Source organism: Sphingopyxis sp. GW821-FHT12C06, assembly GCF_058807415.1.
This window is the reverse complement of sequence record NZ_JBXAQR010000003.1, coordinates 324765-350186: the sequence shown is the minus strand read 5'-3', so window position 1 is coordinate 350186 and position 25422 is coordinate 324765. Positions and strand designations below refer to the sequence as shown.

28 protein-coding genes and 1 tRNA gene are annotated in these 25422 nt (G+C 63.9%); 11 read left to right on the top strand and 18 right to left on the bottom strand.

The features are described 5' to 3' along the window. Window positions 1-150: 150 nt before the first annotated feature. Entirely contained in the window at window positions 151-1110 is a 960-nt protein-coding gene (locus AC1RRJ_RS10640; RefSeq protein WP_493122402.1) for a hypothetical protein, read from the top strand. A 106-nt stretch (window positions 1111-1216) separates the two neighbouring features. Here the strand turns inward: AC1RRJ_RS10640 and rplL are convergent, their stop codons facing one another. Both rplL and rplJ read right to left on the bottom strand, forming a co-directional pair. Then, window positions 1217-1588, bottom strand: a complete 372-nt coding sequence (gene rplL, locus AC1RRJ_RS10635; protein WP_493122400.1) for a 50S ribosomal protein L7/L12 — start codon at window positions 1586-1588, stop codon at window positions 1217-1219. A 59-nt stretch (window positions 1589-1647) separates the two neighbouring features. Continuing rightward, on the bottom strand, window positions 1648-2163 hold the full coding sequence (rplJ, locus tag AC1RRJ_RS10630; protein WP_493122398.1) for a 50S ribosomal protein L10: 516 nt from the start codon (window positions 2161-2163) through the stop codon (window positions 1648-1650). Window positions 2164-2509: 346 nt separating this feature from the next. On the opposite strand from rplJ, the gene AC1RRJ_RS10625 reads away from it, so the two are divergent. From AC1RRJ_RS10625 to AC1RRJ_RS10615, 3 genes are all read left to right on the top strand, one after another. Beyond that, entirely contained in the window at window positions 2510-2953 is a 444-nt protein-coding gene (locus AC1RRJ_RS10625) for an acetyltransferase (RefSeq protein WP_493122396.1), read from the top strand. A 132-nt stretch (window positions 2954-3085) separates the two neighbouring features. Beyond that, complete coding sequence (locus AC1RRJ_RS10620) at window positions 3086-3667, top strand: PadR family transcriptional regulator (protein ID WP_493122394.1); 582 nt, start codon at window positions 3086-3088, stop codon at window positions 3665-3667. An 11-nt stretch (window positions 3668-3678) separates the two neighbouring features. Continuing rightward, complete coding sequence (locus tag AC1RRJ_RS10615; protein ID WP_493122392.1) at window positions 3679-4005, top strand: DUF2218 domain-containing protein; 327 nt, start codon at window positions 3679-3681, stop codon at window positions 4003-4005. Window positions 4006-4058: 53 nt separating this feature from the next. Here AC1RRJ_RS10615 and AC1RRJ_RS10610 read toward each other — a convergent pair whose 3' ends face one another. Next, a complete protein-coding gene (locus tag AC1RRJ_RS10610; RefSeq protein ID WP_493122390.1) occupies window positions 4059-5456 on the bottom strand; it encodes an amino acid permease in 1398 nt (465 codons plus the stop codon). Between the two features lie 63 nt (window positions 5457-5519). Next, window positions 5520-5807 (bottom strand): 4a-hydroxytetrahydrobiopterin dehydratase, encoded by a 288-nt coding sequence (locus tag AC1RRJ_RS10605; RefSeq protein WP_493122388.1) that lies wholly within the window; start codon window positions 5805-5807, stop codon window positions 5520-5522. A gap of 52 nt (window positions 5808-5859) precedes the next feature. Between AC1RRJ_RS10605 and AC1RRJ_RS10600 the strand changes: the two genes are divergently transcribed. The 5 genes from AC1RRJ_RS10600 to AC1RRJ_RS10580 all read left to right on the top strand — a co-directional run bounded on the left by AC1RRJ_RS10600 (window position 5860) and on the right by AC1RRJ_RS10580 (window position 8656). Further along, on the top strand, window positions 5860-6279 hold the full coding sequence (locus tag AC1RRJ_RS10600; RefSeq protein WP_493122386.1) for a metallopeptidase family protein: 420 nt from the start codon (window positions 5860-5862) through the stop codon (window positions 6277-6279). Then, entirely contained in the window at window positions 6276-6860 is a 585-nt protein-coding gene (ccmA, locus tag AC1RRJ_RS10595) for a heme ABC exporter ATP-binding protein CcmA (protein WP_493122384.1), read from the top strand. The genes AC1RRJ_RS10600 and ccmA overlap by 4 nt, the downstream gene beginning before the upstream one ends. Before the next feature lie 40 nt (window positions 6861-6900). Beyond that, the gene (locus AC1RRJ_RS10590; RefSeq protein ID WP_493122382.1) at window positions 6901-7548 is read left to right on the top strand and encodes a heme exporter protein CcmB; all 648 of its coding nucleotides are present in this window, start codon (window positions 6901-6903) and stop codon (window positions 7546-7548) included. Beyond that, the gene (locus AC1RRJ_RS10585) at window positions 7545-7952 is read left to right on the top strand and encodes a VOC family protein (RefSeq protein ID WP_493122380.1); all 408 of its coding nucleotides are present in this window, start codon (window positions 7545-7547) and stop codon (window positions 7950-7952) included. The genes AC1RRJ_RS10590 and AC1RRJ_RS10585 overlap by 4 nt, the downstream gene beginning before the upstream one ends. Window positions 7953-8053: 101 nt before the next feature. Then, entirely contained in the window at window positions 8054-8656 is a 603-nt protein-coding gene (locus AC1RRJ_RS10580; protein WP_493122378.1) for a histidine phosphatase family protein, read from the top strand. Between the two features lie 182 nt (window positions 8657-8838). On the opposite strand, the gene rplA is transcribed toward AC1RRJ_RS10580, so the two are convergent. The 9 genes from rplA to AC1RRJ_RS10535 form a co-directional block, all read right to left on the bottom strand. Beyond that, window positions 8839-9537, bottom strand: a complete 699-nt coding sequence (rplA, locus tag AC1RRJ_RS10575) for a 50S ribosomal protein L1 (protein WP_493122376.1) — start codon at window positions 9535-9537, stop codon at window positions 8839-8841. Between the two features lie 4 nt (window positions 9538-9541). Next, entirely contained in the window at window positions 9542-9973 is a 432-nt protein-coding gene (gene rplK, locus AC1RRJ_RS10570; RefSeq protein ID WP_088471583.1) for a 50S ribosomal protein L11, read from the bottom strand. A 165-nt stretch (window positions 9974-10138) separates the two neighbouring features. Then, complete coding sequence (locus AC1RRJ_RS10565) at window positions 10139-11095, bottom strand: acyl-CoA thioesterase (RefSeq protein WP_493122374.1); 957 nt, start codon at window positions 11093-11095, stop codon at window positions 10139-10141. A gap of 73 nt (window positions 11096-11168) precedes the next feature. Continuing rightward, a complete protein-coding gene (nusG, locus tag AC1RRJ_RS10560; protein WP_088471585.1) occupies window positions 11169-11705 on the bottom strand; it encodes a transcription termination/antitermination protein NusG in 537 nt (178 codons plus the stop codon). Between the two features lie 34 nt (window positions 11706-11739). After that, window positions 11740-11937, bottom strand: a complete 198-nt coding sequence (gene secE, locus AC1RRJ_RS10555) for a preprotein translocase subunit SecE (RefSeq protein ID WP_493122371.1) — start codon at window positions 11935-11937, stop codon at window positions 11740-11742. Window positions 11938-12121: 184 nt separating this feature from the next. Further along, the gene (locus AC1RRJ_RS10550) at window positions 12122-13438 is read right to left on the bottom strand and encodes an MFS transporter (protein WP_493122369.1); all 1317 of its coding nucleotides are present in this window, start codon (window positions 13436-13438) and stop codon (window positions 12122-12124) included. A gap of 70 nt (window positions 13439-13508) precedes the next feature. Next, a complete protein-coding gene (locus tag AC1RRJ_RS10545) occupies window positions 13509-13934 on the bottom strand; it encodes an NADH-quinone oxidoreductase subunit A (RefSeq protein ID WP_493122367.1) in 426 nt (141 codons plus the stop codon). Between the two features lie 96 nt (window positions 13935-14030). Next, window positions 14031-14351, bottom strand: coding sequence for a DMT family transporter (locus AC1RRJ_RS10540; RefSeq protein WP_088471589.1), 321 nt, complete (start codon window positions 14349-14351; stop codon window positions 14031-14033). 92 nt (window positions 14352-14443) lie between these two features. Then, window positions 14444-14519, bottom strand: a tRNA-Trp gene (locus AC1RRJ_RS10535). A 91-nt stretch (window positions 14520-14610) separates the two neighbouring features. Here AC1RRJ_RS10535 and AC1RRJ_RS10530 point away from each other — a divergent pair. Both AC1RRJ_RS10530 and AC1RRJ_RS10525 read left to right on the top strand, forming a co-directional pair. Further along, window positions 14611-15543: a DMT family transporter gene (locus AC1RRJ_RS10530; protein WP_493122365.1), complete on the top strand. Its 933-nt coding sequence runs from the start codon at window positions 14611-14613 to the stop codon at window positions 15541-15543. Next, window positions 15540-16166: a glutathione S-transferase family protein gene (locus tag AC1RRJ_RS10525; protein ID WP_493122363.1), complete on the top strand. Its 627-nt coding sequence runs from the start codon at window positions 15540-15542 to the stop codon at window positions 16164-16166. Before AC1RRJ_RS10530 ends, AC1RRJ_RS10525 begins: the two co-directional genes overlap by 4 nt. Here AC1RRJ_RS10525 and AC1RRJ_RS10520 read toward each other — a convergent pair. The 5 genes from AC1RRJ_RS10520 to AC1RRJ_RS10500 form a co-directional block, all read right to left on the bottom strand. Continuing rightward, window positions 16163-18229, bottom strand: a complete 2067-nt coding sequence (locus AC1RRJ_RS10520; RefSeq protein WP_493122361.1) for a putative bifunctional diguanylate cyclase/phosphodiesterase — start codon at window positions 18227-18229, stop codon at window positions 16163-16165. The genes AC1RRJ_RS10525 and AC1RRJ_RS10520 overlap by 4 nt on opposite strands. Window positions 18230-18335: 106 nt before the next feature. After that, window positions 18336-21344 (bottom strand): DUF2339 domain-containing protein, encoded by a 3009-nt coding sequence (locus AC1RRJ_RS10515; protein WP_493122359.1) that lies wholly within the window; start codon window positions 21342-21344, stop codon window positions 18336-18338. Between the two features lie 104 nt (window positions 21345-21448). Beyond that, a complete protein-coding gene (locus AC1RRJ_RS10510; protein ID WP_493123038.1) occupies window positions 21449-22120 on the bottom strand; it encodes a spermidine synthase in 672 nt (223 codons plus the stop codon). A gap of 135 nt (window positions 22121-22255) precedes the next feature. Further along, window positions 22256-23710 (bottom strand): energy transducer TonB, encoded by a 1455-nt coding sequence (locus AC1RRJ_RS10505; protein ID WP_493122357.1) that lies wholly within the window; start codon window positions 23708-23710, stop codon window positions 22256-22258. Window positions 23711-23818: 108 nt separating this feature from the next. Next, window positions 23819-25378 (bottom strand): fatty acid--CoA ligase, encoded by a 1560-nt coding sequence (locus AC1RRJ_RS10500; RefSeq protein ID WP_493122355.1) that lies wholly within the window; start codon window positions 25376-25378, stop codon window positions 23819-23821. Window positions 25379-25422: the final 44 nt, after the last annotated feature.

Here is a 25422-nt window from a genome sequence, read left to right as displayed (position 1 = left end):
GCTGCGCGCGACCAACCGGGGCAAAATCCTCGCTCAGTCGTCGCACGGCCACGGCTCACCCTGAAAACAGACGCTTTTCGGCATCGCTTTGCGAGCGCCAATCGTTTCCGTCTGACTATGACAAAAGCAATCCCACTCTCCCGCCCCACCATGAGCGCGATTGCCGCGTTCCTGGCCCTTTCCGCCCCGCAGGTCTTTGCGCAGGCCACACCCGCCGATGTCCCGGCGATGGTATCGCCCGTCGCCGCGCCCGAACCGGGTGCGCCCGCACCGGTCGCCGCACCGCAAGTCGCCGAGCCCCCTCCGCCCAAACCCGTCATTCGCCTTCCGATCGACTTGCCAGCCGAACCGGTGGCCAAGACGGCCGAGCGTCCGGCCGTGACTGCCAAGGCCGCACCGCCGCGCGCCGAACGCAGCGCAGCCCGTACGCGCAGCGCTGAACCTGCCGCCGCGAAAACCAACGTCCCGGCCGCAGCCGCTGTGGCGATCAGCGAACCCCTGCCGGTCGCCCCGCCGGTGACGGCGCCGATCGAGCCCGCCGCCAACCTTTCGCCGCTGCCCGTTGAAGCGGCCCCCACAGAGGTCGCCAAGTCGAGCGATGCCTTCCCCTGGGAAATCGCGGGCGGTGCCGCGGCCTTGCTGCTCGTGGGTGGCGCGGGCCTCGCCTTCGCACGCCGTCGCCGAGCGAATGATCGCGCCGACGATGGCGCAATGAGCCTTGAGGAAATGGCGGCTGCGGAGGCGGTTCCCTATAGCCCCCCGCGTACGGAAGCCGCGCCGCAACCCGCGATGCGCAGCACTCCGGGCTTCGCCGCCGCACCGCACGGCAGCATGGGTCGCCACGAAGCATTGGCGCTGACCGGGCCGACGCCTGACAATCCCTTCGCAACGCTCAAGAAGCGGTTGCAGCGTGCGCGCTTTCTCGATCAACAGGAACGGGCGCAATATGAAGCAACACTTGCCGGACAGAAGGACATGCAGCGCAAACCCGTCAGCGCCTGGGAAATCGCGCACCGCATTGTTCCAGCCCCGGCTGAACAGGAAGTACGCCGCCCCGAACGCGGCAGCGCACGCCCCGGCGACCTGCGCCCGGGCCTGATCCGCCACTAAATCGCGGCCCGTTCGCGACATGAAAAAAGGGCGGCGCCTCGCGGCACCGCCCTTTTTTTCGCTGGAACCCGGCCGGATCGAACCGGCCGGGGGCCCGCAAACCGAATTACTTCAGTTCGACGGTGGCGCCAGCGCCTTCGAGGCGCTTCTTCAGCTCTTCAGCTTCAGCCTTGTTAGCAGCTTCCTTGACGACCTTCGGTGCGCCTTCGACCAGCGCCTTGGCTTCGCCGAGGCCCAGACCGGTGATCGCACGGACTTCCTTGATCACGTTGATCTTGTTGCCGCCGTCACCCGTCAGGATGACGTCGAATTCGGTCTGCTCTTCAGCAGCCGGGCCAGCAGCGGCAGCAGCCGGAGCAGCAGCAACAGCAGCAGCAGCCGAAACGCCCCACTTTTCTTCGAGCAGCTTCGACAGGTCAGCCGCTTCGAGGACGGTCAGGGTCGACAGTTCTTCAACGATCTTTGCGAGATCAGCCATGTTATTTCTCCATCAAAACCGGGACATGCCCGGCACTAGTTCAAGTTCGGTTCGAAAGATTATGCAGCTTCTTTGGCGGCATATGCGCCAAAAACCCGCGCCAACTGACCCGCCGGGGCTGCGGCGATTTGCGCAACCTTGGTGGCCGGAGCCTGCACCAGACCAATGATCTTGGCGCGCAGCTCGTCGAGCGAGGGAAGCGAAGCCAGCGCCTTCACGCCATCAACGTCGAGGACCACATCCCCCATGCCGCCGCCAACGATTTCAAGTTTGTCGTTGGTCTTGGCAAATTCCACGGCGATTTTCGCAGCGGCCACCGGATCGGTGGACGATGCAAGCGCCGTGGGTCCGGTCAGCAGATCGCCGATACCGGTGTAGGACGTGCCATCGAGCGCGATTTTGGCAAGACGGTTCTTCGTGACGCGAAAGTCGGCTCCTGCATCACGCATCTGCTGACGCAGCACCGTCGACTGGGCGACGGTCATGCCAAGGTTGCGGACGACCACAACCGAAGCAGCTGACGACAGGGTAGCGTTCAGCGAGGATACGGCTTCGGCCTTTTCCGTACGATCCATGCCTATACTCCACTCATCTGCCCGGATACACACACGCCGAAACGCACGCGCCGCCGGGCGGCTAACACACGCAAATACCGATGCGAGCCAAGGCTCACCTGCATTTGCGCAACGATGTCCGAAGGGGTCGGTCAAGACGCGTCGCCTGATCAAACAGGCGGGCGACCGAAAAAGACTGTTCCCCGTCTCGGCTGGAAATTAAGAAGGGCATATTCCCTTCACCAACTGTCTCGGACGGAATCGCCACCGCCGGAGCGATGACAACACAGTCGCGCCTAATAGCGGCGACGGGCGCGGAGTCAAGTTGCGATGGCGCACCGCAGCAACGTCGGTTAATGCCTCGGCAATGACACGGATCCGTACCTCCACCCCCGCCGACGGCGCGCGCGCGCTCCAGATCTGGCGCGACGCCGTTGATGCGACGCATGACTTTCTGACGCCCGAAGACCGCGTTGCGATCGAACAGGAGGTCGCGAACTTCCTCCCCGCCGCCCCGCTCTGGCTCGCGGTCGATGCGGACGACCGGCCGATCGGCTTCATGCTGCTGGACAGCGCGAGCATGGAGGCGCTGTTTATCGACCCCGCGCATCGCGGCGAAGGCGTCGGGCGTACGCTCGTCATGCATGCGCTGACGCTCCATCCCACGCTGACGACCGAGGTGAACGAGCAGAATGTGCAGGCCGTCTGCTTTTATGAGCGCATGGGCTTCGTCCCCACCGGGCGTTCGGAACGCGATGGCCAGGGGCGCGCTTACCCGCTGATTCGCTTGCGCTTCGGCGCCCGGGACTGACCACACCTCAGGCCGCCAGCATGACAGGATACGAAATTTCACACGCCACCCCTTGCGCATCCGTCATTAAGATATATCTTAGAGCTATCACGAATCACTCTAAGGAACGATATAATGCATTTTCACGGAAGAATGAGCGGACATGGCTGCGACAAGCGGCATGCGATGCACCGCGGCGGGCGCGGCCATGGCTTCGGTCACGGCCGCGGCTTTGGCGGACGCCACCGCGATGACGACGAGGGCCGCGGCCCGCGCCGGCGGATGTTCGACAGCGGCGAGCTGCGGCTCGTCCTGCTCAAGCTGATCGCCGACGAGCCGCGCCACGGATATGATCTGATCCGCCAGATCGAAGAGCTGACCGGCGGCGCCTATGCGCCGAGCCCCGGGGTCATCTATCCCACCCTCACCCTGCTGGGCGACATGGGCCAGATCGAAGCGCAGCAGAGCGACGGCGCGAAAAAGCTGTTCGCAATCACCGCTGACGGCCAGGCCGAACTCGACACCAGCAAGGATGTTGTCGAGGCACTGATCGCGCGCCTCACCGCGTTCGGCGAAGAGCGGCAGCGGACCGACAGCGCATCGGTGCGCCGCGCGATGGGCAATTTGAAGCAAGTGCTGCTCAACCGGCTCGGCCAGCGCGATCTCGACGACGCGACATTGCATGCCGTCGTCGCGCTGATCGACGAAGCGGCGCAGAAGATCGAGCGATTGTAAGGAGCAGCATCATGACGATTTCCGCAACCGCAAGCGTGCCCACCGCGCACGCCAGCAAATATCTGCAACAGCTGTGCAAGCATTGGGAGCATAATCTGTCGGTGGAATTCACCGCCGCGCACGGTACCGTGACCTTTCCCAGGGACGCGCGCGGCGCCGACTGGCCGGGCGATGCCCTCGTCACCTTCGACGCCGGCGCCGATGCGCTGGCGATCCGTATCGACGCCAGCATCGACGGGCAGCTCGAAGCCTTGCAGGGCGCAGTGGCCCGTCACCTCGATCGCTTCGCGTTTCGTGAAGCGCCGCTGCCGTTCGACTGGCGCGCAGCGGAGGGCTAGCAGGACGCCGGAGCGGGGCCTTTTGCGCCCGGCCCCGCGCGACCCGGGGCCGATCAGCCGACCAGCGCGCGCTTCCTTGCATAAAGGAAATAGACCACCAGCCCGCCAATGTTCCACAGCAGGAACCAGAACTGCGTCTGCGCCGGCAGGCTGAAGAAAAGATAGGCACAGCCGAGCACCGCAATGGTGCCGATCACCCACGGCATCGGCGCACGGAAGGTGCGCGGCGCATCGGGGGCGCGGCGGCGCATGATCAGCATGCAGATCGACACCGCGGTGAACGCCGCGAGCGTCCCCGCATTGGCGAGTGCCGCGAGTTCGCCCAGCGGAATGAAGCCCGCGAGCACCGCGACGACCAGTGCGGTGAAGATCGTGATCCGCACCGGGGTTCCCCGCGACGACAGCTTCGCAAGGCTCGCGGGCAATAGTCCGTCGCGCGCCATGGTGAAGAAGATGCGGCTCTGGCCATAGAAGAAGGCAAGGATGACCGTGGGCAGCGCGATGATCGCCGAGACGGCCAGATATTGCGCCGCGAGCGGGCTGCCGAGCTCGCGCAGGATCAGCGCCAACGGCTCCGGGCTGTTGGTGAAACGGGTGTAGGCGATGGCGCCCACGGCAGCGACCGCGACGACGATATAGATGAGCACGCAGGCCAGCATCGAACCGACAATGCCGATCTTCAGGTCGCGGTCGGGATTTTTGGTTTCCTCCGCCGCGGTCGCGATCGCGTCGAAACCATAAAAGGCGAAAAAGATAATCGCCGCGGCCGCCATCACGCCCCGCTCCACACCGTCGGGGCCGACATGCTTGGAAAAGCCATAGGGGCTGAACGGTTCGAAATGGGCGGCGTCAAACGCCGGAAGCGCAACCGCGACGAATACGACCAGCGCAACGATCTTCACGAGCACGAGGATCGCATTGACGGTCGCGCTTTCGCGCGTCCCGACCAGCAGCATGCCTGCAACCACCGCAATAATACCGATGGCCGGCAGGTTGACGATGCCTTCCAGCTCTGGGCCCTGCATCAACGCCATCGGGACGCCGGCCCACGCCTGCAGCAAGGGCGCGGCATAGCCCGACCAGCCGACGGCAACCGCGCTGACCACCAGCGAATATTCGAGGATCAGGCTCCAGCCGACGACCCAGGCGATGATTTCGCCAATGACGACATAGCTGTACGTATAGGCGCTGCCCGACGCCGGGATCATCGTCGCCATTTCGGCATAGGCGAGCGCGGCGCAGGCGCAGATCAGGCCGGCGATGCCGAAGGAGAGGATGACCGCGGGCCCCGCCTTGTCGGCGCCGACGCCGATCAGCGTCAAAATGCCGGTGCCGACGATCGCGCCGACCCCCAAGGCAATCAGATGCGGCCAGCCCAGCGTCCGCGCCAGCCCTTGTCCATCCTGATGCTCGGGAACAATCGCTTTGCGGCGCAGCAGGCTATCGGACATTTTGGGCTTTCCTTTGAGATTTTCGCCGCTTTTAGACCAGCGCTACGACGGCGCAAGGCCGCGTCAGAGCAGCGCCTCGATCGCTTCGGCGAGCTTTGCATCGCGCTCCGACAATCCATCGGCATCGTGCGTCGTCAGCAAAATGTCGACGCGGTTGTAAACATTGGACCATTCGGGGTGATGGTCCATTTTTTCCGCGATGATCGCAACACTCGCCATGAAGCCGAACGCCTGCGCGAAATCGGCAAATTTGAACTGACGGATGATCGCATCGCGAACGGGTTCGTGCGCCCAGCCGGGGAATCGGGCCAACAGAGCGGCGCGCGCCGCATCGTCGAGTTTCTGGATCATCGTCTCTTCTCCCGCTGGCCAATCCGGCCCGCCCGCCATAAGGGTGAGCGCGATGAGCGACAAGCCCACCCTTCCAGACGGCTGGACCGGAGGCCCGCCCGACGCCGACGCGCTGTTCGCGATGGCCGAGGCGGCACTGGAAACCATGCCCGCGGAGTTCCTGCCGCATATCGCAGGTGTGGTGATTGCGATTGAGGAATTCGCCGACGCCGAAACCCTCGCCTCGCTCGACATCGAGCATCCTTACGACCTCACCGGCCTGTACGAAGGCCGCCCACTGACCGAGCGCAGCATCGACCAGAGCGGTGGCATGCCCGACCGCGTCACCCTCTATCGCGTCCCCATCCTCGTCGAATGGATCGAGACCGGCGAGCCGCTTGGCGGCCTCGTGCGCCATGTGCTGATCCACGAAATCGGCCATCATTTCGGTTTTTCGGACGATGATATGCACGCGCTGGAAGATATGGCGTGACGGCGCTGCTGCGGCTCGACCGGGTGGCGTGCATTCGCGGCGACCGCTTGCTGTTCGAGAATCTGTCGCTGACGCTGAACCGCGGCGACGCGCTATGGCTGCGCGGCCCCAATGGCACCGGCAAGTCGAGCCTGATCCGCCTCGCCGCCGGATTGCTGCGCGCCGCCGCGGGCACGGTCGAGCGCCATGAACGCTGCGCGCTGATCGACGAAGCCGCCGCGCTCGACACCGAACTGCCGTTGCGCCGCGCGCTCGATTTCTGGGCGCGGATCGATACGGTCGATGGCCATAGCGTCGACCGCGCGATGAACGTCATGGCGCTGGCGCCGCTCGCCGACGTGCCTGTCGCGATGCTCTCGACCGGCCAGCGCAAGCGTGCCGCGATTGTGCGCGTCATCGCCTCGGGCGCACCAATCTGGCTGCTCGACGAACCCGCGAACGGCATGGACGATGCAGCGCAGGCGCGGCTGGTCGCGGCGATCGCGGCGCACCGCGCGAATGGCGGCGCAGTGCTGCTCGCTTCGCATTTCGCCCTGGGGCTCGACGATCTGGCGGAACTCGACATGGGAGCGCTGGCATGATGGCCCCCAAAGTTCGTCATCGCGATCCCGGGGAAGCGAAGTGACCGCGCTGATCGCCCTCTTCTGGCGCGACCTGCGCCGCGCGTGGGGCAGCGGCGCGCTGTGGTTGCCGGTGCTGTTCTTCCTGCTCGTCGCGACAGCCTTTCCCTTTGCGGTCGGGCCGGACGCACCGCTGCTCGCGCGGACCGGCGGCGGGATGATCTGGGTCGCGGCATTGCTCGCGGCATTGCTGCCGATCGACCGGCTGGTGCGCCCCGACCTCGATGCGGGGGTGCTCGACCAGCTCGCGGTGCGAGGAATATCCGACGAGGTGATCGCTGCGGTCAAGATCGCAGCTCACGCGATCGGTTTCGGCCTGCCGCTGTTGATCGCACTGCCGCCCGCTGCGGCGTTGCTCGCGCAGGACATGGCGCGGGTCGAGATACTCGCGGCGGGCCTCGCTATCACCATCCCCGCGCTCGCCTCACTCGCAGTGCTGAGTGCGGCGCTGACCGCCAACCTCAAGGGCGGCAGCGCGATCGGCGGGCTGTTGATCCTGCCGCTCGCGGTGCCGATGCTGATCTTCGGAGCCGGAATGCTCGATCCGTCAGGACGCGGCGCAATCAAGTTGCTCGGCGCGACGAGTTTGTTGCTGACAGTGATCGGGCCGTTTGCGGCGGGCGCGGCGCTGCGGGGTTTGCGGGAATGAGCCTGGTACGCCAGTCGCTTGCGCACATCGCGCTGGTCGTCCGCGACTATGACGAAGCGATTGAATTCTACGTCGGCACCCTCGGCTTCACCCTCGTCGCCGACCAGTATCAGCCCGAACAGGACAAGCGTTGGGTGCTCGTCGCCCCGCCCGGCAACCCCGATGGCGGTGCAACGATCCTGCTCGCCCGCGCAAGCCATGAAGAGCAGGTCAAATTCATCGGCGATCAGGCGGGCGGACGAGTCTTCCTGTTCCTGCAAACCGACGATTTCCGGCGCGACTATCAGCGCCTGCTCGACAAAGGCGTCAGGATCGAACGCGAACCGGTCGAGGCCGATTATGGCACCGTCGCGGTGTTCCTCGACCTTTACGGCAACAAATGGGATCTGATCGAGTTTCGCTGATCGCCCGTCGCGGCAAAAGCCCTTGCTCGAACCCAGCCGGACGCTTTTCCTTCACGACCTCGTCATCCCGGACTTGATCCGAGGTAACGAATGGCCGGAGGATGGCAGTGGCCGCCGAAGGGCAGCCTTGGCAAGAGTACCGGAACCAGAAGTTGGAGGCATTCGTGGCTATGTCGTCACATAAGGAAATCTATCTGGTTCGGCATGGCGAAACCGAGTGGAACGCCTCTGGCCGCTTCCAGGGAAAGCTGGACTCTCGCCTTACAGAAAGGGGGGCGGAACAGGCAGCTGCATACGGAAGGCACCTTGCCGCAGTCCCGGCCGATATAGATGCGCTGGTAGCAAGTCCGTTGGGCCGAGTGCGCGAAACCACAGCCATTATCAAAAGCTTTGGAAAATTTCCGGAACCACAGTGGGAGCCTCTCATTGCCGAGGTTTCGGTTGGTTCGTGGGACGGTCTTACCCATATGGACATAGACGCCCAGTGGCCTGGCAGGTTAGACGAAACGACCCCGTTCGACTGGTTTTTCCGATCACCTGATGGTGAAAGCTACGATGCTGCCATGGCGCGCGTGACTCAATGGCTGGATAGCTTGCAAGGCGTCGTACTGGCCGTCTCGCATGGATTAACAGGACGTCTCATTCGCGGAGCCTTGGGCTGGCCCAAGATGACGCCCTCGGCTTGCCCGTTCCGCAGGACATGATTTGGCGATTGGCCAATGGGCGGGTTGAGCCCATTCGCCCCAGCTGACGCGCATCGGGAATGTCCGCTGGCCGAGGGGGTCGCTGCCAAACCAGCCAGACCCTGGCTTCGCAATTCGCGAAGCCGCACAAGAAAAGGGCCGGAGTTTCCCCCGGCCCTTCCCTGAATCTGTGCGGATCGAGATCAGACGCCGGCGACGTCGGTCGTGTCGACCTTCACACCCGGGCCCATCGACGACGACAGCGCGATCTTGCGGACATATTTGCCCTTCGCGCCAGCCGGCTTCGACTTGATGATCGCATCGACGAAAGCGTCGAAGTTCTGGCGAAGCTTCTCTTCACCGAACGACAGCTTGCCGAGGCCAGCATGGATGATACCGGCCTTTTCGACGCGGAACTCGATCTGACCGCCCTTGGCGGCCTTCACGGCTTCGGCGACGTTCGGGGTCACGGTGCCCAGCTTCGGGTTCGGCATCAGGCCCTTCGGACCCAGCGTCTTGCCGAGGCGGCCGACGATGCCCATCATGTCCGGCGTCGCGATGACGCGGCCATAGTCGAGGTTACCCGCGAGCATGTCTTCCATCAGGTCTTCGGCACCAACCTTGTCGGCGCCGGCGGCCAGCGCCTTTTCGGCGTTTTCGCCGCGTGCGAACACGGCGACCTTGACGTCCTTGCCGGTACCGGCGGGCAGCGTCACAACGCCGCGGACCATCTGGTCGGCGTGGCGCGGATCGACACCCAGGTTGATCGCAACTTCGAGCGATTCGTCAAACTTGGCCGAGGCCAGTTCGCGAACGGTCTTGATCGCTTCGTCGACAGCGTGAAGCTTCAGCGCGTCAACCTTGCCCTCGAGGGCCTTGAGCTTCTTGGTCAGCTTTGCCATCGGTTCAGCCCTCCGTTACTTCGAGGCCCATCGAGCGCGCGCTGCCCTCGATGATCTTCGTCGCCTGTTCGATGTCGTTGGCGTTCAGATCCTTCATCTTGATCTGGGCGATTTCGGCGAGCTGCGAGCGCGCGATCTTGCCACCACTGATCTTGCCGGGCTCCTTCGAACCCGACTTCAGGTTCGCGGCCTTCTTGATCAGGTAAGTCGCCGGGGGCGTCTTGGTGACGAAGGTGAAGCTCTTGTCGGCGAAGACGGTGATGATGGTCGGGGTAGGCGTACCCTTTTCCATTTCGCCGGTCGCAGCGTTGAACGCCTTGCAGAATTCCATGATGTTCACGCCACGCTGGCCGAGTGCCGGCCCGAGCGGCGGCGAGGGGTTTGCGGTCCCTGCCGGAACTTGCAGCTTGATATAGCCGCTAATCTTCTTGGCCATGATGGCCTCCTTTCAATCTATTGGCCCGCTGTTTCCATCGAGCCTCAAAATAAGCGGTCGAACAGAAGGGCATCACCCCTTCCTCCCGCGCGGAATCACACCCGTATCTGATGCGAAGCGGCGCCGTTAGCGCCAAATGGACGGCAAAGCAAGGATATTGGCGCCTCAGGCAGGCGGCGTCAGCCGCAACAGCCCTTCCTGCACCGCAGAGGCGATCAACGTGCCATCCTGCCGATAGATTGACCCGCGGTTGATACCGCGGCTGCTGCCCGTCCAGTCGCTGTCCATCACAAAGACGAACCACTCGTCGACACGAACCTCGCCATGAAACCACATCGCATGGTCGAGACTCGTCGAAAACAGGCCCGGCGTCGACCAGTTCAGACCATGCGGCAGCATCGCCGAGGACAAGAGCCCCATATCCGACGCAAAGGCGAGGAAGGCGCGATGGATCAGCGGATCGTCGCCGACCGGCGCGGCGACGCGGAACCATTGATAATGCCGGGTCGCCTTTGCCGAGGCGGGCGGACGATGGTTGCGCAGCTCGAACGGACGGCGCCGCGCCATATGGTCGAACGCCTGCTCCGAGACGTGCGGATCGGCGGCGATCGTCTCGAGGAAATCGCGGCACTCCTCGGGCGGCAACAGGTCGGGCATCGACACCTGATGCGACAGCCCCCCGGTCGGCACCTGAAAAGAGGCTGTAAGGTTGAAGATCACCTTGCCGTCCTGCCGCACGACGACACGACGATTGGAAAAGCTGCGTCCGTCAAAATCGCGGTGGACGCGAAAATGCAGCGGCTTCGTCTCGTCACCGCCGCGCAGGAAATAGGCGTGAAGCGAATGGATCTGCTTGTCAGGATCGACGGTTCGCGCTGCTGCAACCATCGCCTGCGCGATCACCTGCCCACCGAAGATGCGCTCGCGCGATGTCGTGGCGAGCGCCGGAAAGTGGAATTCGTCGGGCTCGCCCGCGGGTTCGAGATCGAAAAGTCGCGACACCGCGCCAACGACCTTTTCGACCGCGACGCTGGCGTTGATCGCGCGGGCGCGATCGATGCGCGCCTGAATTTCTTCTGGAGTCAGCGCAGTCACGATGTCGGTTTGCCCCCGCTTCGTCATCCCGGTGAAAGCCGGGATCGCTGGCAAATCCGAAGACCGCCTGCGGCCCCGGCTTTCGCCGGGGCGACGCGTCTTATTTCATGCGTTCGACCTGCTCGAAGTCGAGCTCGACCGGGGTCGCGCGGCCAAAGATCGAAACGCTGACCTTGACGCGCGCCTTTTCGAAGTCGAGTTCCTCGACCAGCCCGTTGAAGCTGGCGAAGGGACCGTCGAGCACCTTGACCTGATCGCCGATTTCGTAATCGACGCGAATTTCCTGCTTCGGACGGGCAGCAGCCTCTTCCTTGCTGTTCAGGATGCGCGCGGCTTCGGCTTCGCTGATCGCCTGCGGCTTGCCCATCGAGCCAAGGAAGCCCGTGACCTTCGGCGTGTTCTTCACCAGGTGATAAACATCGTCGGTCATCGTCAGCTTGGCGAGGACATAGCCGGGGAAGAATTTACGTTCGGCCTGCACCTTTTTGCCGCGTTTCACCTCGGTGACCGTCTCGACGGGCACTTCGACCGCTTCGACGAGCTGGGTCAGCCCCATGCGCTCAGCTTCGGCGAGCACCGAATCGCGCACCTTGTTCTCGAAACCCGAATAGGCGTGAATGATGTACCAGCGCGCCATGTCTATGCCTGTCCTGTCTGAATTATCGCGCTGATCAGCGCGCGAGCGACGTCAGCCAGCTGACGATCGCGTTGAAAACCGTATCGATACCCACGAAGAACAGCGACAGGATCGTCGTCATGATCAGCACCAGAATCGTCGTTTGCACGGTCTCGCGACCCGTGGGCCATACGATCTTGCCGGCTTCGGTCTTCACCTGATTGACGAATTCGCCGATGCTGGTCTTGGCCATGTCGTTCGTCCTGTCCTCGTAAGCGTCCAATAATCGTTCAGATGGGTCACCGCCCCCCGCGCGTCAAGCGCGCTTCGGGCAATAGTCCGCCCACCCTCCCCGAGCAGGTCGGCGAAAGGCGGAAGAAAAACGGCGCATCTGTCCGAATGGGCGGCCTTTACTTGGGCAGCGCAGCGATTGCAAGTCAAAGGCGGGGCGCGATGGTCGGCATATGCCGCCGCATCGCGACGAGCAGGATGATCATGATCGCCCAAGCCGCCGACGGCAGGAGCGCGAACAGCAAATGGAGTTCGCGCGCCGACGCTTCGCCATTCTTCGGATCGAAGCCGACAAGATCGAGCAACGCATAGCTGACCGCGATGGCGGCGGCGACACCGAACTTCTGCATCAGGTTCAAAAGCGCGAACAGAAAGGCCGAGCGGTTGCGCCCGCACCGCCCGGCGTCGCGCGGAATCAGGTCCGCGAGCATCGAGTATGTGAAAAGCAGCCCGACGAACCCGGTCCCCAGCATCAGCGAAAATCCGGCCGCCTGCCCAAAGCCGCGCGGCTGCTGCGCCAACGTCGCGACCAGCAGAACAGAGATCAGCACCCCCATCGCGATCATCATGGATGGCTTGCCATAGCGCCGCGCCAGCCACGTCCACACCGGCGAGGCGATCGCCCCGCCAATGAAACTCGCGAACAGCAGCAATGCACTTTGCGTGTCGAGGCCGAGCACCGCGGCGGCAAAGAAAATGAAAAGCGAGGTCAGCGCCCCGAAGGCGAAGCTGTTGAGGAATTGCACCCCCAGCAACAGCATCAGCGGCGGAAAGGATAGCGAGGCGCGAATCTCTTGTCGCCAACCGATTCCCGGCGCGGCAATCACGGGGCGCGGCGGCACGCGGCGGATCGCGAATAGCGCGACGGGCGCCATGACGAGGAAGATGCTGGCATAGGCCATGATCCGCCCATGCAGGCTGATATCGGGCATCAGGAACTGCGCGGCTGCGGGCGCGGCGAAAGCGACGATCAGCGCGATTTTCGAAAACCAGTCGCGCGCGCCATAGAGCAAGGCACTTTCGGCCGGGGTGCGCACCAGCGCCGAGCCCCACGACAACTGCGCAACATCATAAAGGCTGAAGCTCGAATAAAAGAGGATCATCACGACAAACAGCGCCGCAAAAGGCAGCCTGTCGCCGAGCGTTACGATGACGAGGAGCAGCAACAGCAGTGGCAAAAGCGCGCGCAGCATCCAGCGCCGGTGCGCGCCGACCCCCGTCCCCACCCGGTCAATCATCGTCCCGATCAACGGATCGACGATGCCGTCCCATATGGTGGTGAAGGAGAAGAGCAGCCCGACCAGCGCCACCGCGATCACCCCGCCCTCGGCAATATAGGGCGGCAGATAGACGCTGAACGGCAGGCCGAGGATAACAGTCGGCCCCGCAGTCGCCGCATAGGCCGCCACGGTGCGCGGCCGCAAAACCGGGGGTTCGGCCAATGACGGGACGGTGTTGGCCAAAATACAAAGCTCCCACAGGAAGCACCAAGCTCTCAGCTATTGACAGATGTGTCAACGCGATAGGCCGGTCCTATTCCCAATCGAGCGCGCCCTTCTTCCATTCATAGATGAAACCGACGGTCAATATGCCAAGAAACACCATCATCGCGCCCCACGCTTCCCACCCGAGGTCGGTCACCGTCACTGCCCACGGAAACAGAAAAGCGGCCTCGAGATCGAAGATGATGAACAGGATCGCGACGAGATAGAATCGCACGTCGAACTGCGCGCGCGGCGCTTCGAAGGCAGGAAAGCCGCATTCATATTCGGATGTCTTTTCGGGATCGGGCGCGTGGGTGCCGGTCAATCGCGACACCGCCATCGGGAGAAATACGAACAGCGCCGACAGGATCAGCGCGACTCCCAGGAAAATCAGGATCGGCAGATAGTCGAGCAGCACAAACGACGCGGGTTCGGCGATAGCGGTCGCGGATGACGGAATGGACGGCGTCGGCATGACGGCTCCCCTGTTTCATGGAGCCGGGCCGTCCCGGGCTTGAGCCTGCGGACAAGCGCAGGGGAGGACGTGGCCTCGCTCGCTATTTTGCGCAGGTCAGGCCGGCGACGAGATTTTCATGAGCACGAGACCGCTGACGATCAGCACCGCAGCGCCGATCCGCATCGCATTCGCTTGTTCACCGAGCACAAGAATGCCGACCACAAAGGCGCCAACCGCGCCAATCCCGGTCCAGATCGTATAAGCGGTGCCCAGCGGCAGCGACTTCATCGACAGCGACAGTAGCGCAAAACTCGCGACCATCGTCACCAAGGTGACGAGCGACGGCACCAGCTTCGTAAAGCCTTCCGATTGTTTCATCGAAAAGGCCCAGACGATTTCGAGCACACCAGCGATTGTGAGATAGATCCAAGCCATAAACAGCCTCCTTTGCATCGGGCTGCCGGGCCGTCCCGGACCTGTAACCCGCGACACGCGCGGGCGAGGACGTGGCCTCTGTTCATGTGGCCTGGCAGGGGCAGTAAGACTCGAACTTACGACCCTCGGTTTTGGAGACCGATGCTCTACCAACTGAGCTATACCCCTAGGCCGGATGCGCCCCTAGCCCGATTGGCCGGGCGGGGCAAGAGGGATCACAGGTTGCAACAAGCAATCGGCCTGATATGCGCATTGGCACATGACCGCAGCCCCCTCCTCCGCCGCGCCGCAAAATTATCTGGGCGGAATCGCCCTGCGATTGCTGGCGATGGCCAGCCTTTCGCTGATGTTCGTGCTGGTCAAATATATCGACGAAGCGGGCATCCACATTCTCGAAAGCCTGTTCTGGCGCCAGGCGGTGGTGATTCCCATCGTCTTTGCCTGGGCCGTCTCGCACGGCGGCATCGCATCGCTCCACACCCGTCGAATCGGTGCCCATGCCCGCCGCGCGACGATGGGCCTGATCGGCATGGCGTGCAATTTCGGCGGGATGATCTTCCTGCCGATGGCCGAGGCGACGACGATCAACCTGTCGGTGCCGATCTTCGCCGTGATTTTCGCCGCGCTGCTGCTCGGCGAGCGCACGGGAATCCAGCGATGGAGCGCGGTGATTGTCGGCTTTATCGGCGTCCTCGTCGTGCTCGACCCCAGCACGATTTTCGCAGGCGGATTCAGCGGCGAGCATGGCGTCGGCACGCTAATCGCGCTGTCGGGCGCGATCATGACCGCGCTGATCACCATTGCGGTCCGCGACCTCGGCCGCACCGAAAATGCGACGACGATCGTTTTCTGGTTCAGCCTGCTCTCGATGGTCCCGCTCGGGATCGCGCTGCCCTTCGTCATCACCTCGCATACCATGTACGAGTGGCTGCTGCTGCTAGGCCTCGGGGTTTCGGGCGCGGTGGTGCAAATGTCGCTCACCGGCGCGCTCCGCCTCGCCCCCGTCGCGGTCGTCATCCCGATGGATTATTCGGCTTTGCTCTGGTCGATCGCCTGCGGCTGGTTCTTCTTCGGCACCTTCCCCGCCGAGACGACATGGATCGGCGCGCCGCTGATCATCGCGAGCGGGCTGTTCATCGCGTGGCGCGAGCATCGCCTGCATATCGAACGCACCAAGGATATCACCGCATGACGCTGCCGATTCTTTACCACTGCCCCGACGCCCGTTCGCTGCGCTGCCTGTGGGCGGCCGAAGAAGCGGGCATCGGGATCGACCTCAAGACCCTGCCCTTCCCGCCGCGCGCCTTTGCCCCCGAATATCGCAGTGTTAACCCGCTCATGACGGTACCCGGCTGGGTCGAGGGTGACCGGCTGATGACCGAATCGGCGGCGATCTGCGAACGCATCGCCGAGGGGACCCCACTGGAGGTTCGCCGCGACGAGGCCGATTATTGGGAGTGGCGCAACTGGCTCCACCGCAGCGACGCGACCCTGACCTTCCCGCTCGCGATCATGATTCGTTACACCCGCGTCGAGGCGCCGGAGCGGCGCCTCGCCCAGGCGGTCGACGATTACAAAGCCTTTTTCGGTGGCCGCGCGAAGAGCATCGAGGCGGCTTTGAGCGATGGCCGCGAATGGCTGGTCGCGGGGCGCTTCACCGCCGCCGACATCGTGATCAGCTACGCCGCTTTCCTTGCGACGACGCTGGGCGCAGACGATGTGTTGGGCGAAGCGACGCGGGCGTGGCTGGCGCGCTGCATGGCGCGCGACGGGTTCATCCGCGCCCGCGAACGACAGAAACTTGCAGGAGCCTAGGCAACCCGCTTGCAACCCGCCCGTTGCGGCAGCGGATTGGCATCGCCGAACGGCGACTGCCCCGATACCGGCCCGGATGCCGGATAGCCGAGCAAAAAGCCCTGCGCCTCGTCGCAGCCTTCGCGCTGCAATACCTCGAGTTGCTGATCTGTCTCGATTCCCTCGGCCAGCACGGGGATCGACAGGCTTTTGCCCAGCGCCAGAACCGCGCGAACGATCGCGGTCGCCTCAGGCGAACTTTCGAGTTCGGACGCGAAAATCCGGTCGATCTTGATCTTGTCGAACGGGAAGGCGCGCAGTGTTTCCAGCGATGAATAACCGGTGCCGAAATCGTCGAGCGCAACCCCGACCCCCAGCGCCTTGATCTGGCGCAACACATGAAGCGCACGATCGCGATCGGCCATGATCGCGGTTTCGGTCAGCTCGATTTCCAGCCGCCGCGGCGGCAGCCCGGTGTCGAGCATCACCTGATGGAAGAGTTGTGGCAGGCCGGCATGGGCGAGCTGCATCGGCGAGACGTTGACCGCCACCTTTGTTTGATGATCCCATCCGGTTGCGTCGGCGCACGCGCGCCGCAGCACCCATTCGCCCAGCGACAGGATCAGGCCGTTTTCCTCGGCAATGGCAATGAAGATTTCAGGCGGAACATAGCCGCGCTCGGGATGTGGCCAGCGCAAAAGCGCTTCATACCCGGTCACTTCGCCCGACACGACCGAAGCCTGTACCTGATAATGGACCTCCAGCTGATCGGTATCGATCGCGTGGCGGAGGTCGCTCGCCAGTTCGCGCCGGTCCCGAACCGCATCATCCTGTTCGGGGTCGAAATAGCAGGGACCGAAAATGCTCGATCCCTTGGCCCGGTACATCGCCAGATCGGCATTGTTTATCAGCATTTCCGCAGTCATCGCATCGTGCGGATAGATTGCGACACCAATACTCGCGCTCAAATGCGCGTCGAAACTGCCGAGGCGCAGCGGCGCCTTCAGAACCGCATCCAGCCCGGTCACGAGCGTCGTCAACTCGTCGCGATCGACATAGGGACGCAGCGCAACGAACTCGTCACCGCCCAGCCGCGCGACAAAGCCCTGCCCGCCCACTTCCTGCCGCATGCGGCGCGCGAAGGCGACCAGCACATCGTCCCCCGCCTTGTGGCCGTGGATGTCGTTGACCTCCTTGAACCGGTCGAGGTCTATCGCAATCAGCGCCAATTCGCCGTCTGTGGCACGCGCCTTGTCCATCAGGTCGTTCAATTTTCGCTGAAAGCTGATCCGGTTCGGCAGTCCCGTCAGCGCGTCGTTCATCGCCATATGGTGCAATTGTTCCATCGCATCCGACCGCGTTTGCCGGTCGATGAACGCGGCCGACACTCCGGCAGCAATCACCACCAGCCCGACGAGCGACGTCGCGAGGCCCAGCCCGTGAAGCTGCCCCGGATCGAGCGGTGTCTGGCTGAGCGCAAGCGGCGTAATCCGCAGCGCGGTCATCCCCACGAAATGCAGCAATGCGATTGCGGCGACGAGCAAGACAGCCCCGACAAGACGGCGATATTTGATCGATCGATCGGTGCCCAACATCGCGACCGCCGCGCCCGAAAACAGCGCCGCGCAGACAAGCGACGCGATCACATAGGGCCAGCGCCATTCGACAATTCCGTCCACGCGGTACGCGGCCATCCCGACATAATGCATCGCCGAAATCGCGGCGCCGACGACTAGCCCGCCGATCGCATGAAAAAGAACATGGCGGCGCAGCAAGGCCACGCCGAAACCAAGGCCGGTGCCGACAACCGCGATGATCAACGATGCAATGGTCAGCACCGGATCGAGCGTGACGACGACCTTCGCCTGATAGGCCAGCATGGCGACGAAATGCGTACACCAGATCGTCGCGCCGGCGCCGACCGCCGTCAAAAATGTCCAGCCGGCGCGCTGCGCGCCCACCGTGTTCTGCGCGCGCTCGAACATCTGCACGATCGCAAAGGCACCGCAACAGCAGATGAAAACGGCGAGCAGCACCATCCAGGGATTGTGCTCGACAGCGATGCACAAGGCGAGATTGATCATTGATTGTCCTTGACCGCCATCACCCCAACAGAGCGATTTTGAGCGGTCGAGACCCGTGCAATACCGATGCTTAAATTTCAGTTAAGTTATTGGGCTGCAAACCTATTCAGGGCGATGGCGGCGTCGCCCCCGGCGCCAGCTGGCGGCTGTAAAGCCAGCCGATCCCGATCAGGCTGAAGCCAAGCGCGACGAATGACGCGATGCGGAGCAGTCCCTCAAGGCCCGAGGCGTCGAACAGGAACACTTTTCCGACCGCGCCGAGCATGAGCACCAGCGAGGCGATGCGCCAGTCATGACGCCCGGTACGGATGCCCCACAGGAGGAAACCGATCGCGAGCGCGAGGATCAGGATCGAGCGCAGGATATTCTCGGCCGGCGCAACCCCCGCCCCGTCGAGCAGGCTGCCATGGAACAGCTGGCGCAAGGTAGCCCAGGCGAAGCCCGCGACGAGCAGCATGGTGACAATCTGGACGCCGCGGCCGAGCCATGCGGGCGCCGACGGGAACAATCGCTCGATCCGGGTGACGCCGAACCAGGCCAGCAGGAACAATGGCGCGAGCAAATTGAGGAACGGCCAAGGGCCGACGGCTTGGGTGGCCCAGAGTGGATTGTGATGAAGCAGGCTGTACCACAGGATATGCGCCACTCCTGCGAGGATGAGCGGGCGCGCGAGCGTCACTGCTCCGCGCTTCATCGCGAGCCAGCCGCCGCCGATCAGCAGCGCCTCCCAGACAAGCCGCTGCGCAATGCCGGTCGCGGCGAAATCCTGACCCGCCACCGCGGCAAAGCCGAGGCGATAGAAGCAATGCACCGCAATACCCCCGACAAGGCCGGTCACGCCGAGGCCCGTAAGCACCAACCAGCGTGGCAACTGACCGCGAATCCACCATAGAGATGCGCCAAGCAGCAAGGCGGGAACAAGCAATCGCAGCAGCAGCTGACCGGCCGGCAATCCGGCGGCATCGACCGGCATCGGCACGCCCGAAAGCGAGAGCAGTGCGTTGGTCGACCAGGCCGCAAGCGGCAGCGCCGCCCAACCGAGGCAAAGGACCGCAAAACTCGCCGTAGCACCATCGACACGCGCGAACGTGACCCGGCGCGCCGCGAGGAGTGCCGCCGCACCGCCGAGTGCGGGAACCAGCATGAGTGCCGAGCCGGGGATGATCTGGGCGAACGCACCATAGGCGAGCAACGCGCCGGCGACCTGACCCAGCCGCCGGACGATCGCGCCGTCCGCCCGCACCGCGAAAATCGCGGTGATCAAGCCGAGCGCAGCCCAGCGCAGGAATGCGCGCGCCCCGTCCCCGTCCGCGCCATCGAAGAGCCGCGCCAGCTCGTCGAATACCGACGGGCTAGCGGCCAGCGCGAGGATCGCCGCACCGACAAAGGCTGCGGCAACCGGCTCGATGCGCCGATCCTGCGCGACTTTGCCGAAGAAGAGCAGCGCAGCCGCGACAATTCCGATGCCGATCGGGGCCAGCCAGTGCGGCATGATCAGCACGATCGCGAGCGCCAGCAAGGCGCCGCCGGTCGCGGTCAGCCACGCAAAGCGGCTGTCCGCGGCCCGGCCGCCGGCTTTCCAGCCGCGCGCGATACCCGCGCCGACCAGCGATGCGCCGCCCAGTGCGACCAGCGCCAGACCCGCATCGCCCATGTCCCACATATGCCATTTTGTCAGCGGCGGCAGCGCGAGTGCGATCACGCACAATTCCAGCGTGCGCAGCAGAGCTTTCGAACCATCCCACAGCCGCGCGAGGAGCGGCAAAGCATGGATCGCGAGCAGCGACAGCCCGATCAGGGCGAACCAGAAGGGTGTTGGATCGGGCCACACCGCGATGAGCAAGATCGACAGCGCCGCGCTGATCGTCGGCACGATGGCAAAATTTCGCTCGCGCCAGGCAAGCCACTGCGCCGCCGCAGCGAGCAGCGCGAACAGGCCCCAATGGAGCGGCGCAAAGCCGCCATAGCCAACGAGCAATGCGAGCTGCAGCGCGCCAACGATAGCCGATGTCGCCCGGAGCAAGGCCGCACGCGGTCCGTCGAACGTCATCATCGGTATCGCAATGGCGAGCAGCAGAACGAACCCGCCGATCGAAAGCGAACCCAGCACGTCGAGCGCGCTGTTCGCGAGGATCATCCAGAGCCCCCAGCCCGCGCCGCCGATCAACGCCGCCAGCGCCAGCCACGGCCAGCGCCGCATCCGCGAGACCCCCGCGAGGCCTGCGATCGTCAGCGCCAGATAGACCGCGAGCAGCGGCACATCGGGCGCGACCGCCCCGACCAGCGCCGGCGCGGCGAGACCGCCCGCCAGACCGAGCAGCGCGCTGGGGCTGCCAAAGCGAAGCGACAGCCCCAGCGCTGACGCAGTAACGAGCGCGAGCGAGGCGAAGGCCAGCAAGGGCCCAATCAGTTGATAGACATTCGCCGCAACCATGATCGCGGCGTAAAGCGTCGCGATACCGGCGCCCGCCAGCGCCTGCGGCACGCGCACGTCGCGCAATTTTTCTTCGTTTCGCCAGGCATATTCGGCGCCACCGATCAGCCCCAGCCCGAACAACAGTCCGGCGACGATCTGCACCCCGGGAGTAAAGATGCGCGCGAAGAAGCCGGCGTCGATCGCATAGCGAACGATCAGCACGCCCGCGACCGCAAGTGTGATTCCGCCGGCCCAGATCGGTAGCATCTTGCCGAAGAGATTTTCGAACTGGAGCGACAGGTTGCGGGGAGTTTTGGGGGTTTCCTCACGCGGAGCAGAAGCTTGCTTCGGCGCAACGGCTTCGGGTCTGGCCACGGGAATCACCGGCTCCGCAACCTCGGCAGGTTCGACTTCGGCCGCACCCTGCACCATCGCGGGAAGCGGCGCACTGGCCGCCGCGGCCGATGCCTTTGCGCGAGCATCAACGGGTTCGCCCAAATTGGCGTCGGCAGACGCGATCCCGGGCGCAATTGCTCCGCCCTCGCCTGCCTTGGCAGGCAGCATGCCCGCATGGCGCTGCAACGCGCCGATGCGCTTTGCGGCTTCGTCCAACGTCGCTTCGGCGCGTTTCAAACGGCCCCGCATGTCCATCAGCATGACAAACAGGATGATGATCGCCAAAAACGTCAGTGCGCCCAATATTTTGATCCCTTCGGCTCCTGCCCTCTCTATCAAGCAGGCGGGCGAATGTCGGTCAACTTGTTGTGCGCGTCACCCGCGGTGCCGGATGAGAAAGCGGTCCGCTATCGCGACCGGGCGAACCAGATCATGTGCTTTGCGCCTTTTCCGTTGCTGCGCGCCCGAACGGCGACCGGGTCGACGGCAAAGCCCGCGCTTTCCAGCCGGCGCGTAAATTGCGGATCGGCCGCGGCCGACCATATCGCCAATATGCCCCCGGGCCTCAGCGCCCTTCGCGCCGTCGCGAGGCCCGCCATCGAATAGATGCGATTATTGGCCACACGAGTGAGACCATCGGGGCCATTGTCGACATCGAGGAGGATCGCGTCATAGCGCCCGGTCGCCGCGCCGATCACGCGCGCGACATCGTCCATCACCAGTTCAACGCGGGGATCGTCGAGGCAACCCGCCGTCATCGCGGCCATCGGTCCGCGCGCCCAGTCGATGATTTCAGGCACAAGCTCGGCGACGCTGATCCGCGCCTTTGGCCCAAGCTCGGCCAGCGCAGCGCGCAGCGTAAACCCCATGCCATATCCGCCAATGAGCAGGTGGGGCGCATCGCCGCGCGGCAATCGTTCGCAGCTCATCACCGCCAGCGCCTCTTCCGATCCGCTCATCCGGCTGCTCATCAGCTCGTTGCGATCGAGCGCGATGATGAAGTCATCGCCGCGGCTGAACAGTCGGAGTTCGCTTCCCTGGGGCACCTGCGCGGTGCCGAGCAACGTGCGCGGTATCAAATCATTCAGCCCTTCATCACGCGAAACAGGCATTCCTTCGCCGCGCGGCCGCCGCAATGGGCGCTCGCCTCGGCCGCTGTCAAGGCTGGGTGGCCGGGCAGCGTGTCCGCATGGCGGGTTTATACGGCAAAAATACTAGCTGATTGGAAACTCCAAGTTCGGACGTGGAATACACCAACCGTCGACCAGCAGCGCGCCCTCGATGGCCGGTGTCATCTCTCCTTCGCCGGGGCATGGACGGATGCGGAACTGGACGGGAGGTAGTTTGGCACGGACATAGCGGCCGGGGACGGGAAGCAGATTTTTAACGCGGAGACGGCGCATCACAATCTTTTGCACCTCGTCGCCGATAGTCCTGTCAGGCGATCGGATCACGACAACCATCAGCACGCGGCCCTCGGGGGTGATGATAACCTCGCTTTCGACAACCCCCTCATGTTCCTCGCGTATCGCCCGCGCCGGATAGTCATCATTTGTGATGATGCGTGTCAGATCCGCAGCCTTCAATGTGCCGCCGTCGACAAGACCTCCCGCACGCGCGAAGGCGTTGTTCATCACCTGCTCGGCACCGGGCGTCTTTGCGCTCGTCAGCATGCCAAGGTTGCGCCAGCCGAGTGCCTTGTCGGCCTCATCGCCTTTGCGAAGCGCTGCGTCGATCCAGCGCAACAATGCCGCGACGTCCGTATCGGGATATGCGATCGCATAATCAGTCAGCGCGAGGGCCGCCACGCGCTGATCGTCCCGCACCGGAGCCGCCAGCATCGCTCGATAATGCGGAATCAGCACGGCCCGAATTGCGGCTGCGCCCTGTCCCTTTAAACGCGACCAAGGCGCATATTGCTGCAGCGCCGCAGCGCGGGAGGCGGCATCGGAACTTTTCAATCGCTGGGCGAACATCGGCGCGAGGAGCAGGCCCGCCTCGTCGGCATAGGGCGCGGCCTTCACCAGCAGCGCTTCGGCGCGCGGTGCGTCGCGCGGGAGCCCTGCGCCGTCGAGAAGGAGGCGCGCGGCGCGAACCCACGCCGCACTTTCGTGCCCCGCTTCGATCACCGCGACCCCTTCGGCCGGGGCGTAACGCGGCGACAGCGGGTCGAGCAAGGCTTCGAGCCTCGCTTGCAGACCACTCCATGATTTCTTGGTATCAGACGCGGACAAGAACGCCCAAATATCTTCGCGCACAATGAAAGCGCGCAATTTTTCGGGCGCCCAGTTCGGCTGAAGACCAGTCCGGAAGGCATCTCCGCGCACCCACAAAATGCCTTCGAGTTCGGCGAGTTCTGCACGATCGGCGAGATCAGCGCGTTTCGACAGATAATAGGCAAGCGTATCGACGGTCTCGGCCTCGCGAAGCAGCAACGCCCCATCGCCGACGGCAAAACGCTGCACCGCAATCGCGAGCCCCCTGTCTTTTCGACAGCCTTGGGTGCCATCCCACAGTCGGCCGGCGATTTGAGAGAGCGTATCGACATCCGCTTGCAAGCGATCGAGCCGGTCCGGATAGCCCTGCGCGCGTCGGCACAAACGCACGAGCTTTACGTCTTGCTTGCGTATCTCGCGCAGTTCGCGAGGCGTGGGCTCAGGCAAGAGCATGGGGGCCGTCAAAGCGAGCGGCATTCCGGCCGGCGCGGCCAGAAGTGCAAGGACGAAACCTATGGACATTGCATCGCCATATTATGGGTCAAAGCCGTCGCGCGCCTCTCAATTCACCATCCGCTCATACCCCGCCCAATAGGGCGCGCGCAGATCCTTGCGCAAAATTTTGCCGCTCGCGTTGCGCGGCAGCGCCTCGATCACGTCGATGCTACGCGGGCATTTGAACGGCGCGATGCGTTCGCGCGCCCAGGCGATGATGTCGGCTTCGTCGACGCTCATGCCGGGCTTCGGAACGCAGACTGCCTTGACCGTCTCGCCCCATTTCTCATCGGGAATACCGATGACCGCGACTTCCTGCACCGCAGGGTGGCCGAAGATCGCGCTTTCGACCTCGGCCGGATAGATATTCTCGCCGCCCGAGATGATCATGTCCTTCATCCGGTCGTGGATGAACAAATAGCCGTCGGCGTCGAGATAACCCGCGTCGCCGGTGTGGATCCAGCCGTCGGCGGTCATCGTGTTCGCGGTCGCATCGGGCAGGTTCCAGTAACCTATCATATTATTCGACGATCGCGTGACGATCTCGCCAACCTCCCCCGTCGCGACTTGTTCACCGTCGGGGCCGAGAATGCGGATCTCGACGCCGGGAAGCGGTTTCCCGGCCGAGCGCATCCGCGCATTGCCCTCGGGATCATGATCCTCGGGCGGCAGCATGCAGATCGTGCCGGTCGTTTCGGTCATCCCATAGGCCTGAATGAACTGCGCACCGAACATCTTGATGCACTGGCGCAGCAGTTCGAGCGGGATCGGCGCGGCGCCATAGAGGATATATTTGAGCCGACTGAAATCGACGCTGGCGCAGCGCGGGTGGAGCAGCAGCATGTGGAGCGCCGCGGGTACGATGAAGAAACGCGTCACGCCATGATGCTCGACCGCGTCGAACACCCCGTCGGGGTTGAATTCGGCGAGGATAATGCCCGGAAGACCGGCGCCGAGCGCCATGATGCCCAGCCCTGTGCCGCCGATATGCGCGCACGGCATCGCGACCAGCACCGCCTCGTCATCCTCCCATTTGGTATAGGGCAGGTCGAGTTCGTTCGAATGTTTGCGCAGCGCGAACAGATTGCGGTTCGACAGCACCGCGCCCTTGGGGTTGCCGGTGGTGCCCGATGTGTAGAGTTGAAGCACCGCCTCGTCGGTTCCCGACGGTTCGAACGGTGCGCGTACGGTCGCATCGATCATCGCACGCGCCTCGGCGGCGCCGACGATCGCTGGATTATGGTCCAGCTTTCCGGCAAGCTGCTCGGCCAGCGTATCGAACCCTGGCCCGGCAAAGACCATCTTCGCCTGCGTATCATTGACGATATACGCCCATTCGGTGGGCGACAGGCGCCAGCCGATCGGCGCCATCACGATGCCCGCGCGCGCTGCGCCGAAGAAAAGCGTAAAATAGAGATCGCTGTTCTTGCCGATCCACGCGATGCGGTCGCCCTTCTTAAGCCCTGCGGCGAGTAGCGCCGTCGCCACCTTCGCGGTCCGGTCATCGAGTTCGCCATAGGTGAAGACGCGATCCTCTTCGCGCATCGCGAGGCGGCCGGGCCGCTCACCCGCCCAATGGGTAAGAAATTCGTCAAAGGTGAAAAGCTCCGTAACGTCGCGGGGCATGGCATTCTCTCTCCTCGAATCGCATTTTTCATGCGTTGAGGCGA

Excerpts from the sequence above, each read along its gene's own strand:
- AC1RRJ_RS10620 (WP_493122394.1), top strand. The coding sequence starts at position 3,086 with ATGAGCGGACATGGCTGCGACAAGCGGCATGCGATGCACCGCGGCGGG.
- rplK (WP_088471583.1), bottom strand. The coding sequence starts at position 9,973 with ATGGCCAAGAAGATTAGCGGCTATATCAAGCTGCAAGTTCCGGCAGGG.
- AC1RRJ_RS10525 (WP_493122363.1), top strand. The coding sequence starts at position 15,540 with ATGACGCTGCCGATTCTTTACCACTGCCCCGACGCCCGTTCGCTGCGC.
- AC1RRJ_RS10505 (WP_493122357.1), bottom strand. The coding sequence starts at position 23,710 with ATGCTCTTGCCTGAGCCCACGCCTCGCGAACTGCGCGAGATACGCAAG.
- AC1RRJ_RS10600 (WP_493122386.1), top strand. The coding sequence starts at position 5,860 with ATGAGCGACAAGCCCACCCTTCCAGACGGCTGGACCGGAGGCCCGCCC.
- AC1RRJ_RS10615 (WP_493122392.1), top strand. The coding sequence starts at position 3,679 with ATGACGATTTCCGCAACCGCAAGCGTGCCCACCGCGCACGCCAGCAAA.
- rplA (WP_493122376.1), bottom strand. The coding sequence starts at position 9,537 with ATGGCAAAGCTGACCAAGAAGCTCAAGGCCCTCGAGGGCAAGGTTGAC.
- AC1RRJ_RS10625 (WP_493122396.1), top strand. The coding sequence starts at position 2,510 with ATGACACGGATCCGTACCTCCACCCCCGCCGACGGCGCGCGCGCGCTC.
- AC1RRJ_RS10585 (WP_493122380.1), top strand. The coding sequence starts at position 7,545 with ATGAGCCTGGTACGCCAGTCGCTTGCGCACATCGCGCTGGTCGTCCGC.
- AC1RRJ_RS10520 (WP_493122361.1), bottom strand. The coding sequence starts at position 18,229 with ATGATCAATCTCGCCTTGTGCATCGCTGTCGAGCACAATCCCTGGATG.
- AC1RRJ_RS10540 (WP_088471589.1), bottom strand. The coding sequence starts at position 14,351 with ATGGCTTGGATCTATCTCACAATCGCTGGTGTGCTCGAAATCGTCTGG.
- AC1RRJ_RS10565 (WP_493122374.1), bottom strand. The coding sequence starts at position 11,095 with ATGACGAAGCGGGGGCAAACCGACATCGTGACTGCGCTGACTCCAGAA.
- AC1RRJ_RS10530 (WP_493122365.1), top strand. The coding sequence starts at position 14,611 with ATGACCGCAGCCCCCTCCTCCGCCGCGCCGCAAAATTATCTGGGCGGA.
- AC1RRJ_RS10605 (WP_493122388.1), bottom strand. The coding sequence starts at position 5,807 with ATGATCCAGAAACTCGACGATGCGGCGCGCGCCGCTCTGTTGGCCCGA.
- AC1RRJ_RS10500 (WP_493122355.1), bottom strand. The coding sequence starts at position 25,378 with ATGCCCCGCGACGTTACGGAGCTTTTCACCTTTGACGAATTTCTTACC.
- AC1RRJ_RS10545 (WP_493122367.1), bottom strand. The coding sequence starts at position 13,934 with ATGCCGACGCCGTCCATTCCGTCATCCGCGACCGCTATCGCCGAACCC.
- AC1RRJ_RS10640 (WP_493122402.1), top strand. The coding sequence starts at position 151 with ATGAGCGCGATTGCCGCGTTCCTGGCCCTTTCCGCCCCGCAGGTCTTT.
- rplL (WP_493122400.1), bottom strand. The coding sequence starts at position 1,588 with ATGGCTGATCTCGCAAAGATCGTTGAAGAACTGTCGACCCTGACCGTC.
- nusG (WP_088471585.1), bottom strand. The coding sequence starts at position 11,705 with ATGGCGCGCTGGTACATCATTCACGCCTATTCGGGTTTCGAGAACAAG.
- AC1RRJ_RS10580 (WP_493122378.1), top strand. The coding sequence starts at position 8,054 with ATGGCAGTGGCCGCCGAAGGGCAGCCTTGGCAAGAGTACCGGAACCAG.
- secE (WP_493122371.1), bottom strand. The coding sequence starts at position 11,937 with ATGGCCAAGACCAGCATCGGCGAATTCGTCAATCAGGTGAAGACCGAA.
- AC1RRJ_RS10610 (WP_493122390.1), bottom strand. The coding sequence starts at position 5,456 with ATGTCCGATAGCCTGCTGCGCCGCAAAGCGATTGTTCCCGAGCATCAG.
- rplJ (WP_493122398.1), bottom strand. The coding sequence starts at position 2,163 with ATGGATCGTACGGAAAAGGCCGAAGCCGTATCCTCGCTGAACGCTACC.